The organism is Shewanella sp. SP1S2-4 (assembly GCF_031932075.1).
GTDB classification, from domain to species: Bacteria; Pseudomonadota; Gammaproteobacteria; order Enterobacterales; family Shewanellaceae; genus Shewanella; species Shewanella baltica.
In genome coordinates, this window is sequence record NZ_JAUOET010000019.1 from 41,231 (window position 1) to 56,269 (window position 15,039).

Below are 15,039 nucleotides of genomic sequence, written 5' to 3' on the forward strand. Positions count from 1 at the left end.
AACGAGTTGGCGCTTTCATTTTTCATAATGAATTAAATCAAAGTCATGGCCATCTTGCGGCGTAAATAGGCGATTTGCTGCATGTGTGGCAAATCCTTAGGACAGTTGTCTTGGCAGCCGAGTAAAGTCATACAACCAAACACCCCATCCTGATTACCAATCACATGGTAAAAATCCTCGGCACTGCGCGCATCACGGCTATCCATCTCGAAACGGGCAATTTTCATCATACCTACGGCGCCGACAAAGGTTTCACGCATTTGTTTGGTCGCACAAGCTGAAACACACACGCCGCATTCAACGCAGCGCTCTAGCTCATACAGGCGCGCAGCTTCGTCTGGGTCCATTGGATCTTCGAGGCGATGTACGCTGATATCATTGGTCTTAGGGTGTAACCACAGCTTTAAGCGCTCGGCCAATTCCCGCATAAACTTACCAGTGTTAACCGAGAGATCACCAATCAACTCAAAGCCTGGCAGCGGCATTAGAGTAATTTCGCCCTTAGAATATTTGGCGGTTAAGGTACGACACGCTAACGTCGGGAAACCGTTAATCACCATAGCGCAACTGCCACAAATGCCCGCACGACAAACAAAGTCGAACTGCATCGAGGTATCTTGTTCTTCCCTGAGTTTATTGAGGGCGATAAAGACCGTCATACCCGGCGTTTCAGTGAGCTGATAACGCACCATTTTGGGCTTATCGTTTGGCTCCTGCGGATCATAACGAAAGATATTAAAGGTGAGCGTTCGACCTTGGCTCATTATGATTTTTCTCCTAACGCATTGGCTGACGGGCTTTTTAAGGTATCACTCAAACGTTCATTATTAGGTTGTAAGCTCTCGGGTAATTCAAAGGGCATAAGCGCCCGCTGGCGTTGATAACGGTCTGCATCATCACCTAACTCAGCTAAAATCTCGGCAATCTGTTGCTCACGTTTTTCGGTATCGGGATGCACTATGGCGTTGTTAATGCCATAACCACGATAACCCGGCGGAAGTTCCATCTTCATCACATCGAGCGCTTCGTAATTAAGCACAGGTTCGAGCGCCTCTGGATCGGGCCAACTGGCTAAGGTACGATTTAGCCAGTCGCGATCATTGCGCTGTGGATAATCTTCTCGAGCATGGGCACCACGGCTCTCTGTTCGTGCCGCTGCGCCGCAGGCCACAGTCAGCGCTACTTTGAGCATACGCTTGACCCGCAGGGCTTCGACCAGCTCAGGATTGGAGTGACGTTTCTTACACTTAAGCCCAAGTTTACGCGAACGTTCGAGCAGCACTTTAAGTTCAGCGACGGCTTTATCAAGCTCAGGGCCATTACGGAAAATCCCCACATAATCCATCATGATGCGCTGCATCTCGCGTTTGAGGGCAAAGGCACTCTCGTGACCATCACCTTCGATCAGCAGATCAATCTCACTCTGCACCTGCTGCATAAAGCGTTCAGCAAGCTGAGTGTCTATCTCTAGGCTATTGTTCTCACAAAAATCGGCGACATATTTACCGATAATCATGCCGCCAACCACGGTTTCAGCCAACGAGTTACCGCCTAAACGGTTAAAGCCATGCATGTCCCAACACGCCGCTTCGCCGACGCTGAACAAGCCTTTAAGCTGCGGACTTTCACCCGTGGCATTGGTTCGAATGCCGCCCATGGAATAATGCTGCGTTGGCCGTACTGGGATCCAATCCTTAGCGGGATCGATACCGAGGAAATTCTCACAAATTTCCTGCACTTCCCTAAGGTTAGTTTCGATGTGCTTGCGACCTAGAAGGGTAATATCCAGCCACAAATGCGGCCCATAGGGGCTATCGACCCCCTTACCTTTACGTATATGTTCTGTCATGCGGCGCGATACCACATCCCGCGATGCCAACTCTTTTTTATCGGGCTCATAGTCTGGCATAAAACGGTAACCGTCTTTATCGCGCAATAAGCCGCCATCACCACGGCAACCTTCTGTAGTTAAAATGCCCACGGGCACGATAGCGGTGGGATGGAATTGCACCGCTTCCATATTGCCAAGGGTGGCAACGCCGGTTTCTAGCGCGAGCGCTTGGCCAACACCTTCGCAGATAATTGCATTGGTCGACACTTCATAAATTCGGCCATATCCGCCAGTGGCGATGGTGGTGGACTTAGCCACATAAGCCCTGAGTTCACCCGTAATCAAACAGCGAGCGATTACCCCATGGCAGCGCTTACCATCGTGAATAAGTGCCAACGCTTCGATACGTTCATGGACGGGAATATCCATAGAAATTGCTTTATTATCCATGGCATACAACAGCGAGTGACCCGTACCATCGGCCGTGTAGCAAGTGCGCCATTTTTTTGTGCCGCCAAAGTCACGGGCGTTAATTAGTCCATGGGCTTCCTGCGCCTCATGCAAGGTCACTTTTTGCGCGTTAACGATCACATCTCTTGGGCCAGCACTCACCCTCGACCAAGGCACGCCCCACGTCGCCAATTCACGCACCGCCTTAGGTGCACAGTGAGCAAACATCCGCGCCACATCTTGATCGCAGCCCCAATCGGAACCTTTTACCGTATCTTGAAAATGCACGTCTTCATCATCGCCCATGCCTTTTACGGCATTGCCTAAGCTCGCCTGCATACCGCCTTGGGCGGCAGCTGAGTGGGAGCGTTTCGCAGGAATGAGTGACAGAACTAAGGTATCGAGTCCACGTTCTTTGGACGCGATGGCGACCCTTAAGCCAGCAAGTCCGGCACCTACCACCAATGAATCGGTATAAATCAGTTTCACGCCTGCTCCTTAATCGGGTCATTTATTCTTATGTAGTTTGCGGTGTTCGACATTCTATTCACGATTAGCTTATTCATTGATTTACTTATTCATTAATTGCCGGCGGAATTAACTCGCATGGGGTAAAAATGCCAGCAGTGAAGCTATGCCTACTGTGATAAATAGCACGCTCACTATGGTTTTGATCTTACGTAATCGACTGCGGCTATTGAGATCCCGCGCCGCGCCCCATTTCAAAGCCACACGGTAAATACCAATTGCTGCATGTAACTCCACAGTAAGTAGCAAAGGCAGGTAAACCATCCACACACCTTGGTTCCAAATACGGTCGGCGCTCCCTTGGGGGCCAATGGTTTCGGGAGCCGAGCCAATAAGCCACAGATGTACTGGCAACAGCAGTAAAATCACCACACCGGTAATAGCTTGCCAACGCCATAGACGCGTATCACTGTGGTTGATCACTTGCATTTGCTGCTGCAATGCCCTTTGCTGGCGCAAACTCATGGGTAACTTTTGCAGCGCAACTAATACATGCACTAACGCAAGAGCCGCGATGCCCATTGCAATACCCGTCACCACCCAGGGATAACCGTGGCCATCGTCGGAAAGAAAACTCAGCTCCATAGTGCGCGCTACCCAATTCATAGCATCGCTACCCAGTAAAATCGATGAGACTAAGACTAAGTGGGTCCACAGAAAAACCGCGAGGATGACGCCAGACAAGCTCTGACTTAAATCCAGCCAAGCACTCCATTTTTTAATAGTTAGTTTGATCGCCATCCTCTCGCCTCACGCCGTTGACCGTATCGAGCCAATCTCATTAAGTCTTACTGCAAATTAATATCGCTCACATATCCACATGAAAACGTGAGCCAGATCAATTGAGTGCTGAATAATTAACCTAATGCTTAAATAATAGCAGTGAAACAAAATCCTGCTGCCAGCTCAAAGCCTACTCAGGCACAAAGGGCTGCACAGGAATACCCAGCTCACTGCCGATAAATAGATATGAAACTAGGCTCGCAGTACCAAGGCATAGCAAGTAAATAATCAGCACCTTGGCGAATTTTCGCAGGCCTGAGCGTTTGGTGGTTATGCCCCACTTTACCGCGACGCGATACAGGCCAATCATGGCGTGCACAACCACAGCAGGCAGCAACAGCACATACAGCAACCAAGCATTATCGTGATACACCCGCTCAGCCGATAAATGCGGGCCAATTTCAGGATTCAAAATCATAGTGAAGAGATGAACTGGGACGAGGAAAAATAAGATAAAGCCGGTGATCAGTTGCCAAAACCACGCATGGGTATCCTTGTGGTTGATGCTACCCATGTGCAAGCGCAGGGCGCGCCATTGCCCGAGCTGCGCAGGAAAACGCCGCAGTGCCACCGCCGCATGCACTATCACCACCAATAACATAAACACCGAAAACACTTTAGTAACTATAGGGAAACCATGTCCTGTGCTGCTGAACATGCCACCTTCAAGCAACTGCACTACATGGTAAAAAGCCTCTTTACCCAGCAAAATGCTCGACTCAAAATGCATATGCAGCAATAAAAAGCCGCCGAGCATAATCCCTGTCGCGCTCTGTAGCCTGTCAGCCTTTGCTGACCAAGGATGACCTTGCGATGTACTCACCCTATTGTGAACTCGAGTTATGCTTGTCATCTTGGATTCACCTATGTCGTTTGTCGTTGGCACCTCTTGGCAAACTACACCATAGCAGTAACGCAGATCCGGCTTCAGCATCACAGATTTAAAGCGTGAGCCAACTCACCTGATTGAGTGCAACTCTTAGAACAAGATCACAAAAAACGCACCAAACCAAACAAAGGTAAAACCAATTAACCAATATATTTCATGGTGTTATACAAAAAATTAAAACTGACAATTCGCTTTCCAGCACCAATCGATGCGTGTTCGCTAACACTTTGTCTACGCAGACAAAAACGCTACACCGCGATAGTCAGTCGCAGAACCTTAAGCCATGGTTTACAATAGCGCGATATTTTGAACCCTTAGCGTTTGCACACTCAGCCACAGGATGCCCCCATGCCTTGGATCCAATTCCGAATCAACACCAATAGCGACGACGCTGAAACCATCAGCGACTTGCTCATGGAAGAAGGCTCAGTCTCTATCACCTTTGAAGACGGTAAAGACACCCCTATTTTTGAACCTAAACTGGGCGAAACCCCACTGTGGCGCGATACCGTTGTCGTTGCCTTATTCGATGCAGAAACCGATCTGACACCGACCATCGCCATGTTGAAAACCTTGCCTTTCCTCGGTGAGCACTTCAGCCATAAAGTAGAACAAATTGAAGATAAAGACTGGGTGCGTGAGTGGATGGATAACTTCCACCCAATCCAATTCGGCACGCGTCTGTGGATCTGCCCAAGCTGGCGCGAGATCCCCGATCCAACTGCAGTCAATGTGATCCTCGATCCAGGTCTTGCCTTCGGCACAGGCACCCACCCTACAACTGCACTGTGTTTAGAATGGTTAGACAGCTTAGATTTAAGCAATGAGGAAGTGATCGACTTTGGCTGTGGCTCTGGCATCTTAGCCGTAGCCGCACTGAAACTGGGCGCGAAAAACGTCACAGGTATCGATATCGACTATCAAGCCATCGACGCTTCACGTGCTAATGCCGAGCGCAATGATGTCGCCGACAAGCTAGCCTTGTACTTACCAGAAGATCAACCCGCCAATCTCAAAGCCGACGTACTGGTCGCCAACATTCTTGCCGGCCCACTGCGTGAATTAGCGCCTTTGATCGCAGAACGCGTAAAAACCGGTGGCAAACTTGCCCTTTCCGGTCTCCTCAAAGAACAAGCCCAAGAAATCTCTGACTTTTATAGCCAATGGTTCGATATGGACGCAGCGGCTCACAAAGAAGATTGGAGCCGCTTGACAGGCAAGCGTAAATAGCGCTAAAGGGTGGCGCAACATGCGCCACCGCTGGCTTCCAACTATTTAGCCTCTGACTTCTCGCCGATTAAAAGTCAAGAAAAAAAATTACCTCTAGGTCATTTATTGACCTTTTCACGGCCAACAAAAAGGGCTACTATAGCGCCCCTTTGAAGAGCTAAGGTGAAACATAAAATGCAGATTGGACCCTATCAACTGAACAATCAGCTGATCGTGGCACCAATGGCAGGTGTCACCGATCAAGCTTTCCGTAATCTTTGTCTTCGTTATGGCGCAGCCCTAGCGGTTTCCGAGATGCTTTCATCCAATCCTGAAGTTTGGGATACAGATAAAAGCCGCCAGCGCATGACGCATTCTGGCGAGGAAGGCATCCGCTCAGTGCAAATTGCAGGAGCCGATCCTGATTTAATGGCGCAAGCCGCGTTGTTCAATGTTGAACAAGGCGCTCACATCATTGATATCAATATGGGTTGCCCCGCGAAAAAAGTGAATAAAAAGCTGGCTGGCTCAGCGCTGATGCAAAACCCGCCGCTGGTAAAAGAAATTTTACAAGCCGTGGTCGCCGCAGTGAATGTGCCCGTCACGTTAAAGATTCGCACCGGCTGGGAGCCAGAACACAAGAATGGTGTTCAAATCGCCCAGATTGCAGAGGATTGTGGCATAGCCTCGCTCGCCGTTCACGGCCGTACGAGACAATGTATGTACAGAGGCGATGCTGAGTACGACACGATCAAAGCAATCAAACAGAATGTCTCGATTCCTGTCGTCGCTAATGGGGATATCGACAGTCCGGAGAAAGCCCGCTTTGTGCTGGAATACACCGGTGCCGATGCCTTGATGATAGGACGGGGTGCTCAAGGACGGCCTTGGATTTTCAGAGAAATCCAGCACTACTTGGAAACGGGTAATAAGCTAGCGCCCATTGAGGTTGCCGAACAGCGTCAAGTGATGCTGGAACACCTCACCAAACTGTATGATTTATATGGTGAATACAAGGGTATCCGCTTCGCCAGAAAGCATATGGGATGGTACCTAGACCAAGAAGCTCAGCGCCAATTTAGGGCTGACTTTAATCGGCTGGAAACCGCTGCAGAACAGTATTCCCTCGTGGAATGTTATTTTGATGAATTAGTACAGAATTAATAAAGAGCAGAATAGAATGTTTGATCAGACAACTAACACAGAAGTTCACCAGCTTACCGTTGGCAAAATCGAAACCGCAAACGGCACTATCAAGCCCCAGTTATTACGTGACGCAGTAAAGCGTGCCGTAACTAACTTCTTCGCACAGTTGGACGGTCAGGAAGCACAAGAAGTTTATGAAATGGTGCTAAGCGAAGTTGAAGCGCCTCTGCTTGACATCATCATGCAACACACTCGTGGCAACCAAACCCGCGCAGCAAACATGCTAGGTATCAACCGTGGTACTCTGCGTAAAAAATTGAAAAAATACGGCATGAATTAATCCGCAAGGATTAAGTGATTGTTAGGAAAGGGGTTAACCTGTAAGGGTTAGCCCCTTTTCACATTATATGTACCCCCATATGTACCCCGAGAGAATTCCTAGTCGAACCTTTATCAATGAAAACGCCTATACCTATCTCAATACGAATTAAAACATCAGACCATCCGAAATGGCCTAAATGGTTTTCAATTAAGAACTATGATTGCCTAGCAGATCTCACCGCTGCACAATTTCTTAATGAGCTAGAGTTCAGGTTGACCCTTCACAACTCACCGACTTTACCTAATGGTAGAAAGCTGACTGACAGTAAAAAGTGGCAACTGATCCAGAAGGGCTATGTCATCATCAATTCAAATCCGATTACGCCGCCAGACTTTCCGACAGTCATCGCAATGAACCATGTTGATCTTCTCGGGATAACTGAAGAGATTAAACTCCGCAGTGGTGATCACTACTTAGACTTAGAGCCGCAACTACTAATGCCTTTGCTGGGGCAGAATCGAGACTTAACTGTGGTAGGCATAGACTTAACTAAACCCAATAAAGCGATATTGGGTGACTGTGAGTTCCTGATTAATCAGTTGCGCAAAACCCTATCAATCCCCGAATCCAAAGCGCCTGATAATTTTCAAGCAAATGAGAAAACCTTCAAAAAGCTGCTGACTTATAAGTTGATCCCCTACCTTGATCTCATGATGTATTGCTATAACCATGTCCCTTTTTATGAAGATAATTGGCAAAAGCTGGAATTTACGCAAAATGTGCTAAGTGAATTACTGCTTGGAGAAGAATCTAAACAAGAGCTTCGAATCGAGCTATATAAAAAAACCTATGCACCGTTTTATCGCAAGATTCTCGGCAACGAATCTCATCTAACGCAACTGCTTGCCAATATCAGGCACAATACTTGGGCGTTAGGCACTAAGATGCAGGATATTTAAGGGATTAAATTTGGGGTAAAAATCAAATTTCATTTTTACCCCGAAATCACAATTGCAAACAGGCAAGATGCTCCTAGGTCAAACAGAGACAATCTTCAGGAGCATTCATGTCTATCTTTAGTATCAATCCATCAGCTATTCAAGACCGTATCGTGCGTGAATCAGAGCGTAAACTCATCACCTCAATCAGCCGTTCGCAAGCTTTCCAATTAGAAAGACTTAACCGTTTCCCTAAACGAATCAAATTGGGAAACCGCTCCGTCGGTTGGCGTCTATCAGAGCTTATGCAATGGGTTCACTCAGGAGGTGAACTATCCGAACAATTCACTCAGGGAACCGGATATGAAGGTTAATGCACGAGCCCAATACGCTCAATTGCTCCAGCAACGACCGATGGAGCGAATAATAAGAATCACAGAAATGAGCCAATTACTCGGCATCGATAGAACAACCCTATACCGACGAGTAAAAAGAAAGGCCTTCATTCAACCTATAAAATGCCAATGCCGAACCATTGGCTGGTCAGAATCAAGTTACATTAACTGGCTAAACAGCACTAAGTAACACCCATGAAAGGCGGCATTGGCCGCCTTATTTTGGCCTGTAATTGCAACAAATTGCGACAAAGTTCAATCGAGTGCGATTAAATGCTGACAAATGCAAATTCAAAACCACGTTTAACCAGCAAAAAAAAGCAATCAGAACACCAGCAATACTATGGCAGGTCTGGCTTTACGCCAGATTACAACCCGAATCACGAGCAGGTTATTAATAATATTTCCGCTCGTCGCTTTACCTTAGAAGGTTTTCTATACCAAGAGACTTTATTTCAAGTGATGAGCTTTGAACACGGCATCAACTCCAGCATTATGAATGCTGTTATTAATCAACTACTAGCAGCACTGAGTCACTATTCTAAAATCCTGCTTGTCAGATTCGATCTCCGCGTCTATACAGAAACACCCAATAACAGCTTAATCAGCAAATACCGAAAAACCTTATTGAGATACCTAGATAAGAAGTACCAATCTAAAACGTGGTTGTTTTGGGTGCGAGAACAAACACCAAGAAGTGATAAAGCCCATTATCACTGCTTCATTCTGCTCGATGGACATAAAGCGAAGTCTGGCTGGGGTGCATTTCAACAAGTGCAAAAAGCCTGCTATATGCATCCAGATACTTCAGCATGGCTACCCAAATCCGCGAGCTACAAAGTTGAACGCAAAGGACTTAAAGGTTTAGATTCTGCAATTCACCGGATCAGCTACCTTGCCAAGAATTACAGTAAAGAACTCACCCCAAATAAAGTAAAACGCTTTCAAACGAGTTCAAGCCGAGCATGAAAATACTAACAAGTTTAAAACAATTAGGCTTGGGCTGAAGTGGATCTCACGCTGAAACGTGGATCAGCCATGAGTGGATCACAACAACACCAGCTTAAAACCAGATATCCATAAAAATGCATATAAAACAAAATCATACACTGGCAAAGAGTGAGGAGAGCTCAACCAAAACCTGCATAAGATCCAAAACAATGACACGGTTAACATTTTAACAACAAGGCATGTTGACAGTTTGTAAAATCAAATTCATAGAGTAAAAGTAGAAGCAATCAAGCACCAACGGCACGACTTTGCCGCACAGCGCATATTTACCCATCATAACGTTGTACCCTTTCCCCCTTATCAGTACACTTTGGCGCATCAATGCACAGGGGACTTTTATCATAACCACTTACCCCAATGTGCTAACCGAATTCATTAGAGAAAATCAGTGTCAAATCAAATCACTCTTCAACAGTTAGAATCGTTCCTCTGGGAAACGGCGGATATTCTACGCGGCAATATGGATGCGTCAGAGTTCAAAGACTACATCTTCGGCATGATGTTCCTTAAGCGTCTATCGGATTCATTTGATGAAGCCCGTGAACAGGTGATCGAGTATTATCTTGCCAAAGGTAAAACCCAAGTTGAGGCCGAAGCCTTAGCCAGTGATGAAGATGAATACGACAGCACCTTCTATATTCCTGAAGTTGCCCGCTGGTCAGCGCTTAAAGACTTAAAGCACAACATAGGTGAGGCGCTCAATACCGCCGCTGAAGCCATTGAAGAACACAACTCAAACCTTGAGGGCGTGTTGGTCACTATCGACTTCAATATTAAAAACAAGCTCTCCGATAATAAGCTGCGCGACCTGCTCAGCCACTTCAGCAAATACCGTCTGCGCAATAGCGATTTCGAACGTCCAGACTTACTTGGCACAGCTTACGAATATTTAATTAAAATGTTTGCCGACAGCGCTGGTAAAAAAGGCGGTGAATTCTATACCCCAAGCGAAGTGGTACAATTGCTGGTGGCACTGCTCAAACCCCATGCGGGAATGCGAATTTACGACCCCACCGCAGGCTCGGGCGGTATGCTGATCCAAATGCGTAATTACCTTGCGACCCATAATGAAAACGCCGCGAACCTATCGTTATACGGTCAAGAGATGAACCTCAATACATGGGCAATCTGTAAGATGAACATGTTTTTGCACGGGGTACAAAGTGCCGACATTCGCAAAGGCGATACCCTGCGCGAGCCAAAGCATACTCAAGAAGGCAGTCTAATGACGTTTGATCGCGTGATTGCCAATCCACCGTTTTCGTTATCGAAATGGGGCAAAGAAGACTGCGATAACGATAAATATGGCCGCTTCCCCTATGGCACACCACCAAAAGACTCAGGCGACCTCGCCTTTGTGCAGCACATGATCGCCAGCACGAATGATGATGGCATGGTCGGCGTAGTCATGCCCCATGGCGTGTTGTTCCGAGGCTCAAGCGAAAAAGACATTCGTAAAGGCATACTCGAAGACGACTTATTAGAAGCGGTGATCGGCCTACCCTCAGGCCTATTCTATGGCACAGGTATCCCCGCCAGTTTGCTGATTATCAATAAACAAAAGCCGAGCGAGCGCCAAGGAAAAGTACTGTTCATTAATGCCGAACTGGAATATCAAGAAGGCAAAAACCAAAACAGTTTACGTCTGCAAGATATCAATAAAATCGTCGCAACCTTCGACAGCTTTAGCGAAATCAAACGCTACTCAGCCATAGTCACACTAAAAGATATCCGCGATAACGACTACAACCTCAATATTCGCCGCTATGCCGATACCTCGCCACCCTCAGAAATCTTCGATGTGCGCGCCATTCTCCACGGCGGTATTCCACTGCGTGAAGTGCAAGACGATTATATTCAAGAGGAAATCCTTCAAGGCTTTGATGTGAGCTGCGTATTTGAGCCCAAGGTCGAAGGCTATTATCAATTCAGAGCGGAAATCGAAACCAAAGAGCAGATCCGTGAGCATGTTAGCCATGCTGATACAGAGGTTGCAGCCAGCATCATCACGCAACTTGAACGCTGGTGGGATAAGTACCATGTCTCGCTCTACCAGCTCGATGCTGAGGTGGCAGAAGCAGAGCAAATGATGCAAGGTTACTTGAAGGAGCTGGGTTATGAGTAATACCATTCCAGCTGATTGGAAAAAAAACAAATTTGAAAACCTGTTTAATATTGCAATCGGTGGTACTCCTAGCAGAAATGAACCTTTATTTTGGGACGCTGAATGTAAAACTGGCAATTATTGGGTGTCAATTAGGGATTTGAAAGGACGGATAATTTCACAAACAGCAGAGCAAATTACTGATTTAGGCATCAAGAAGTCAAACGTGAAGCTGGTTCCTAAAGGAACGGTAATAATGAGTTTTAAGCTATCCGTCGGTCGAGTAGCTTTTGCGGGAAGAGATCTTTACACAAATGAGGCTATTGCAGCATTTCAGCCAATAAATGAAAAAGCTATTGATCTACAATATTTCTACCAAGGCTTACACTCTTGGGATTTGTTAGGTGATATCGATCAAGCAGTTAAAGGAGTAACCTTAAACAAGGAAAAACTAAGGAATATTGAAGCAATCCTCCCACCACTTCCTGAACAGCAAAAGATTGCGGCGATTTTGACTTCTGTGGATGACGTCATTGAAAAAACACAGGCACAAATCGACAAGCTCAAAGATTTAAAAAGCGGCATGATGCAAGAGCTACTCACCAAGGGGGTTGGCATCAAGCAAGGTGATAAATATGAGCCCCACACCGAATTTAAAGACTCCCCCGTTGGCAAAATCCCAAAAAGCTGGGAAGTACAACCAATCGCAGATCTTTGCTCCCATGTTGTAGACTGTGTGAACAAAACAGCTCCTGTAGTCGATTTTAAAACACCGTATAAGATGATCCGTACAACTAACGTCCGTCACGGGCGAGTTGATACAGAAAATGTTCGCTGTGTATCGAAAGAAACATATGAAAATTGGACTCGTCGTATTAAACCTGAAAATGGTGATTTAATTTTTACCCGAGAAGCACCTGTTGGTGAATGCGGCATTCTTGAAGACTCTAGAGGTATTTTTCTGGGGCAACGCACCATGATGTATCGAGCAAATGAAAAAAAGACCTCGTCTGGATTCTTAATGTACTCTTTGATGAGTGAATATGGGAGAAAGCAGCTTGAGAATTTTAGTGGGGGAAGTACTGTTCCACATATGCGCGTACCTGATTGCGGAAAAATACAAATAAAGACGCCGCCACTTAATGAACAAAATAAAATTCTAGGATCATTAAATAGTGTCGACTTTTCAATTTTACAGAAAGAAAAAAAACTCGCTAAATTACTAAATCTCAAAAAAGCCCTTATGCAGGATCTATTGACGGGTAAAGTGCGGGTTAGGGTCGATAACGATTTAGTTGTCTAACCCCAATGGACGGCAAGGCATTGACCGCGACGCAGCATAAGCGCAGTACAGCCCCTTGAGTTAAGAGGATAAACAGTGGATCGCCAACTATCACAATATGATATTTTTATCAGCCAAGACGGTCAGTTACAGCTAACTGTGGCCGTCGATACCTAGACAGTTTGGTTAACCCAAGCAGAAATTTGTGTATTGTTCGACCGTGAGCGTTCGGTGATCACTAAGCATATCAACAACGTCTTTAAAGAGGGCGAACTTGAGCGGGATTCAGTATGTGCAATATTTGCACGTACTGCGGATGATGGTAAAACACATACCTTAACCAAACAAAAAAATGTAGCTTTCTCTATTAGTTATCGCGTTCAACCCTAGCATCAACCAATACACAACTAAAGGAGGAGTATGTTTAAGCCGAACAAGGATGGTAAATATTTCTTTCCACCCTCTCACTTTACAAGCATTTTTTTGCCATCTACGGCAGAAGTTGCACGGCTATTACTACTGCCCGAAAACATTCCGCAGCAAATCACATTTTTCGAACGTGTTCACGAAATTGACTCAAAAATAGCCAAAAGTTCTAAGGCAAACATACTGACTCAGGGGGTTAGCCTTCGAACGCTAACCAAACTCTATAATTTTGGTGAAAATATCTCGGTCTCTTTTAAAATATTTTTTACCACGGCAAACCTATTGAAATTATTGCGCCCCGCAAAGGCTGGCTCTAATGCGGGTGATTGGTTCGCCTTAGGATTGGGTATTAGTACTGTTAAAAACGATAATGAACTTTTTACGCTTGGAGATTGGCTTATTTCCCGAAGTGAAGCTGATTATTTAATGCTGAAAACCATAAAAAAACAAATAAAGATTGGTGAAATAGACAAAAATGACTACATCACAATATGGCAAGCCTTACTGCCAACTTGGCAACATTACAGCTTAGTCCCTCCTGAGCAGTTAGCTTATTACACCTCATACCTAAATGCCTCCGACGCTTTAAAATCGCCATCAGATGAGCCTAATCAACGCTTATATGAAGCCGTGTATCACATGATCTTTGATTTTTTCCTGACAGCCATAGCCCATTATGAAGTCGGGTTATATCAATACTATCAGCGAAAGTTTGACACTTTTGAACCATATGGGAAAACCAGCTTTTTCTCTAAGGTCATGCATACATTTGCGCACTCTGACGTCAAATGCTGTTGCTATGAAGCGGTGCTGATAGAACTTAAACGCTTTTTATCTTCGGATGATACTGAACTTAGCTGGAGAGCAATGGCAGCTTTTATTCCCATTAAAAATAGTGCAGACACTCAACAGAATTATCCATTAGCTGAAAGCTTAATTGATAGACAATATAACCAGTTAAAGTATTGGCGTAACGGAGAAAATCTACCTTCGGAGGCTAAACTAGAGGCATTTTTGACAGCATTATTCAATCAGCATGGAAACTACGATGTCCAAGCTGTATTAACTTACTTCCGTATTGCCCGCGCCATTGATATCAAAATAAATGAGTGTGTGAAACTGACTCCCGATATTCAGAGCGCTTCGATACGAGAAAAAGTACTGGCTCGCTACCCTACCTATTTTGAACACTATCGAGCCGCACTTATCAAAAAATAAAAGGCCATTTCATCACCATGGCCTTTTACCTAATACCGCTGGAGACACCATCTTTTGGTTGAACGCTGTAACGCCGTTAACTTTAGTAGTGATTTAGCGCCAACAACTTGATCCTTTCATTCTTCATCAAGTTGCTCTTGCCAATCATCTGGACGCTCATCTTCACCACGGCTCTGCCAGTAAGCGTCATTGTTGGGATTAAGCTGGTTGCTATGATTATCGTCATCATGTTGAGACATAATTACTTACCTCCCTGTTTACCATTACCAGAATTCTTTGCCGCCGCACTCTGCGCTTTGGCAGCAAAACTGCCCTTAGCTACAGTACCCCCGTTTTGATTTGCAGTTGAGCTTTGAATACGCGCGGCTGCTTGTGGGGTCATTGGTGTTTTATTGCTCATGTTATTTCTCCAATTTAGGGTTACGTTGGCAGGAGCCCCTTCCAACGAGAGAGATTGTGCCTGAGCTTTTTGAGCTTGCAGTGGGTGGGAAATCGTCCAAATTGGTA

Annotated in this window: 16 protein-coding genes; 10 read left to right on the plus strand and 6 right to left on the minus strand. The window is 45.7% G+C overall.

Translation table 11 applies throughout. The annotated features are described in order from the left end of the window. Positions 1 to 32 precede the first annotated feature (32 nt). The 4 genes from Q4Q52_RS15985 to Q4Q52_RS16000 all read right to left on the minus strand — a co-directional run bounded on the left by Q4Q52_RS15985 (position 33) and on the right by Q4Q52_RS16000 (position 4,445). Positions 33 to 764, minus strand: coding sequence for a fumarate reductase iron-sulfur subunit (locus Q4Q52_RS15985; RefSeq protein WP_311991076.1), 732 nt, complete (start codon positions 762 to 764; stop codon positions 33 to 35). Next, the gene (locus tag Q4Q52_RS15990; RefSeq protein ID WP_311991077.1) at positions 764 to 2,770 is read right to left on the minus strand and encodes a fumarate reductase flavoprotein subunit; all 2,007 of its coding nucleotides are present in this window, start codon (positions 2,768 to 2,770) and stop codon (positions 764 to 766) included. Before Q4Q52_RS15990 ends, Q4Q52_RS15985 begins: the two co-directional genes overlap by 1 nt. A 108-nt stretch (positions 2,771 to 2,878) precedes the next feature. Next, positions 2,879 to 3,550 carry a fumarate reductase cytochrome b subunit gene (locus tag Q4Q52_RS15995; protein ID WP_311906480.1) on the minus strand — a complete coding sequence of 224 codons (672 nt, stop codon included), beginning with the start codon at positions 3,548 to 3,550 and terminating at the stop codon, positions 2,879 to 2,881. 172 nt (positions 3,551 to 3,722) lie between these two features. Next, complete coding sequence (locus Q4Q52_RS16000; protein ID WP_220591303.1) at positions 3,723 to 4,445, minus strand: fumarate reductase cytochrome b subunit; 723 nt, start codon at positions 4,443 to 4,445, stop codon at positions 3,723 to 3,725. A gap of 384 nt (positions 4,446 to 4,829) precedes the next feature. Here Q4Q52_RS16000 and prmA point away from each other — a divergent pair, with 384 nt between their 5' ends. The 10 genes from prmA (at position 4,830) to Q4Q52_RS16045 (ending at position 14,532) form a co-directional block, all read left to right on the plus strand. After that, on the plus strand, positions 4,830 to 5,711 hold the full coding sequence (gene prmA, locus Q4Q52_RS16005; protein ID WP_311991078.1) for a 50S ribosomal protein L11 methyltransferase: 882 nt from the start codon (positions 4,830 to 4,832) through the stop codon (positions 5,709 to 5,711). Positions 5,712 to 5,885: 174 nt separating this feature from the next. After that, positions 5,886 to 6,854: a tRNA dihydrouridine synthase DusB gene (dusB, locus tag Q4Q52_RS16010; protein WP_106649201.1), complete on the plus strand. Its 969-nt coding sequence runs from the start codon at positions 5,886 to 5,888 to the stop codon at positions 6,852 to 6,854. A 16-nt stretch (positions 6,855 to 6,870) separates the two neighbouring features. Next, positions 6,871 to 7,176: a DNA-binding transcriptional regulator Fis gene (fis, locus tag Q4Q52_RS16015; RefSeq protein ID WP_006083371.1), complete on the plus strand. Its 306-nt coding sequence runs from the start codon at positions 6,871 to 6,873 to the stop codon at positions 7,174 to 7,176. A gap of 116 nt (positions 7,177 to 7,292) precedes the next feature. Further along, positions 7,293 to 8,117 (plus strand): DUF6387 family protein, encoded by an 825-nt coding sequence (locus Q4Q52_RS16020; protein WP_311991079.1) that lies wholly within the window; start codon positions 7,293 to 7,295, stop codon positions 8,115 to 8,117. Between the two features lie 107 nt (positions 8,118 to 8,224). Next, positions 8,225 to 8,470, plus strand: a complete 246-nt coding sequence (locus tag Q4Q52_RS16025; RefSeq protein ID WP_311991080.1) for an AlpA family transcriptional regulator — start codon at positions 8,225 to 8,227, stop codon at positions 8,468 to 8,470. 40 nt (positions 8,471 to 8,510) lie between these two features. Continuing rightward, a complete protein-coding gene (locus tag Q4Q52_RS22240; protein WP_409373432.1) occupies positions 8,511 to 8,681 on the plus strand; it encodes a helix-turn-helix transcriptional regulator in 171 nt (56 codons plus the stop codon). Between the two features lie 83 nt (positions 8,682 to 8,764). After that, positions 8,765 to 9,460, plus strand: a complete 696-nt coding sequence (locus Q4Q52_RS16030; protein ID WP_311991081.1) for an inovirus-type Gp2 protein — start codon at positions 8,765 to 8,767, stop codon at positions 9,458 to 9,460. A gap of 430 nt (positions 9,461 to 9,890) precedes the next feature. Then, on the plus strand, positions 9,891 to 11,627 hold the full coding sequence (locus Q4Q52_RS16035) for a type I restriction-modification system subunit M (protein WP_311991082.1): 1,737 nt from the start codon (positions 9,891 to 9,893) through the stop codon (positions 11,625 to 11,627). After that, entirely contained in the window at positions 11,620 to 12,909 is a 1,290-nt protein-coding gene (locus Q4Q52_RS16040) for a restriction endonuclease subunit S (protein WP_311991083.1), read from the plus strand. The genes Q4Q52_RS16035 and Q4Q52_RS16040 overlap by 8 nt, the downstream gene beginning before the upstream one ends. Positions 12,910 to 13,308: 399 nt before the next feature. Further along, entirely contained in the window at positions 13,309 to 14,532 is a 1,224-nt protein-coding gene (locus Q4Q52_RS16045) for a hypothetical protein (protein WP_311991084.1), read from the plus strand. A 116-nt stretch (positions 14,533 to 14,648) separates the two neighbouring features. Here Q4Q52_RS16045 and Q4Q52_RS16050 read toward each other — a convergent pair whose 3' ends face one another. Then, entirely contained in the window at positions 14,649 to 14,771 is a 123-nt protein-coding gene (locus tag Q4Q52_RS16050; RefSeq protein WP_311991085.1) for a hypothetical protein, read from the minus strand. A 2-nt stretch (positions 14,772 to 14,773) separates the two neighbouring features. Continuing rightward, positions 14,774 to 14,932: a hypothetical protein gene (locus tag Q4Q52_RS16055; protein ID WP_107946363.1), complete on the minus strand. Its 159-nt coding sequence runs from the start codon at positions 14,930 to 14,932 to the stop codon at positions 14,774 to 14,776. Positions 14,933 to 15,039 lie beyond the last annotated feature (107 nt).

Bases quoted from the DNA above. Each gene is read 5' to 3' on its own strand.
- Q4Q52_RS15985 (WP_311991076.1), bottom strand. From the start codon at position 764: ATGAGCCAAGGTCGAACGCTCACCTTTAATATCTTTCGTTATGATCCG.
- Q4Q52_RS15995 (WP_311906480.1), bottom strand. From the start codon at position 3,550: ATGGCGATCAAACTAACTATTAAAAAATGGAGTGCTTGGCTGGATTTA.
- Q4Q52_RS16000 (WP_220591303.1), bottom strand. From the start codon at position 4,445: ATGACAAGCATAACTCGAGTTCACAATAGGGTGAGTACATCGCAAGGT.
- prmA (WP_311991078.1), top strand. From the start codon at position 4,830: ATGCCTTGGATCCAATTCCGAATCAACACCAATAGCGACGACGCTGAA.
- dusB (WP_106649201.1), top strand. From the start codon at position 5,886: ATGCAGATTGGACCCTATCAACTGAACAATCAGCTGATCGTGGCACCA.
- fis (WP_006083371.1), top strand. From the start codon at position 6,871: ATGTTTGATCAGACAACTAACACAGAAGTTCACCAGCTTACCGTTGGC.
- Q4Q52_RS16020 (WP_311991079.1), top strand. From the start codon at position 7,293: ATGAAAACGCCTATACCTATCTCAATACGAATTAAAACATCAGACCAT.
- Q4Q52_RS16025 (WP_311991080.1), top strand. From the start codon at position 8,225: ATGTCTATCTTTAGTATCAATCCATCAGCTATTCAAGACCGTATCGTG.
- Q4Q52_RS22240 (WP_409373432.1), top strand. From the start codon at position 8,511: ATGGAGCGAATAATAAGAATCACAGAAATGAGCCAATTACTCGGCATC.
- Q4Q52_RS16030 (WP_311991081.1), top strand. From the start codon at position 8,765: ATGCTGACAAATGCAAATTCAAAACCACGTTTAACCAGCAAAAAAAAG.
- Q4Q52_RS16040 (WP_311991083.1), top strand. From the start codon at position 11,620: ATGAGTAATACCATTCCAGCTGATTGGAAAAAAAACAAATTTGAAAAC.
- Q4Q52_RS16045 (WP_311991084.1), top strand. From the start codon at position 13,309: ATGTTTAAGCCGAACAAGGATGGTAAATATTTCTTTCCACCCTCTCAC.
- Q4Q52_RS16050 (WP_311991085.1), bottom strand. From the start codon at position 14,771: ATGTCTCAACATGATGACGATAATCATAGCAACCAGCTTAATCCCAAC.
- Q4Q52_RS16055 (WP_107946363.1), bottom strand. From the start codon at position 14,932: ATGAGCAATAAAACACCAATGACCCCACAAGCAGCCGCGCGTATTCAA.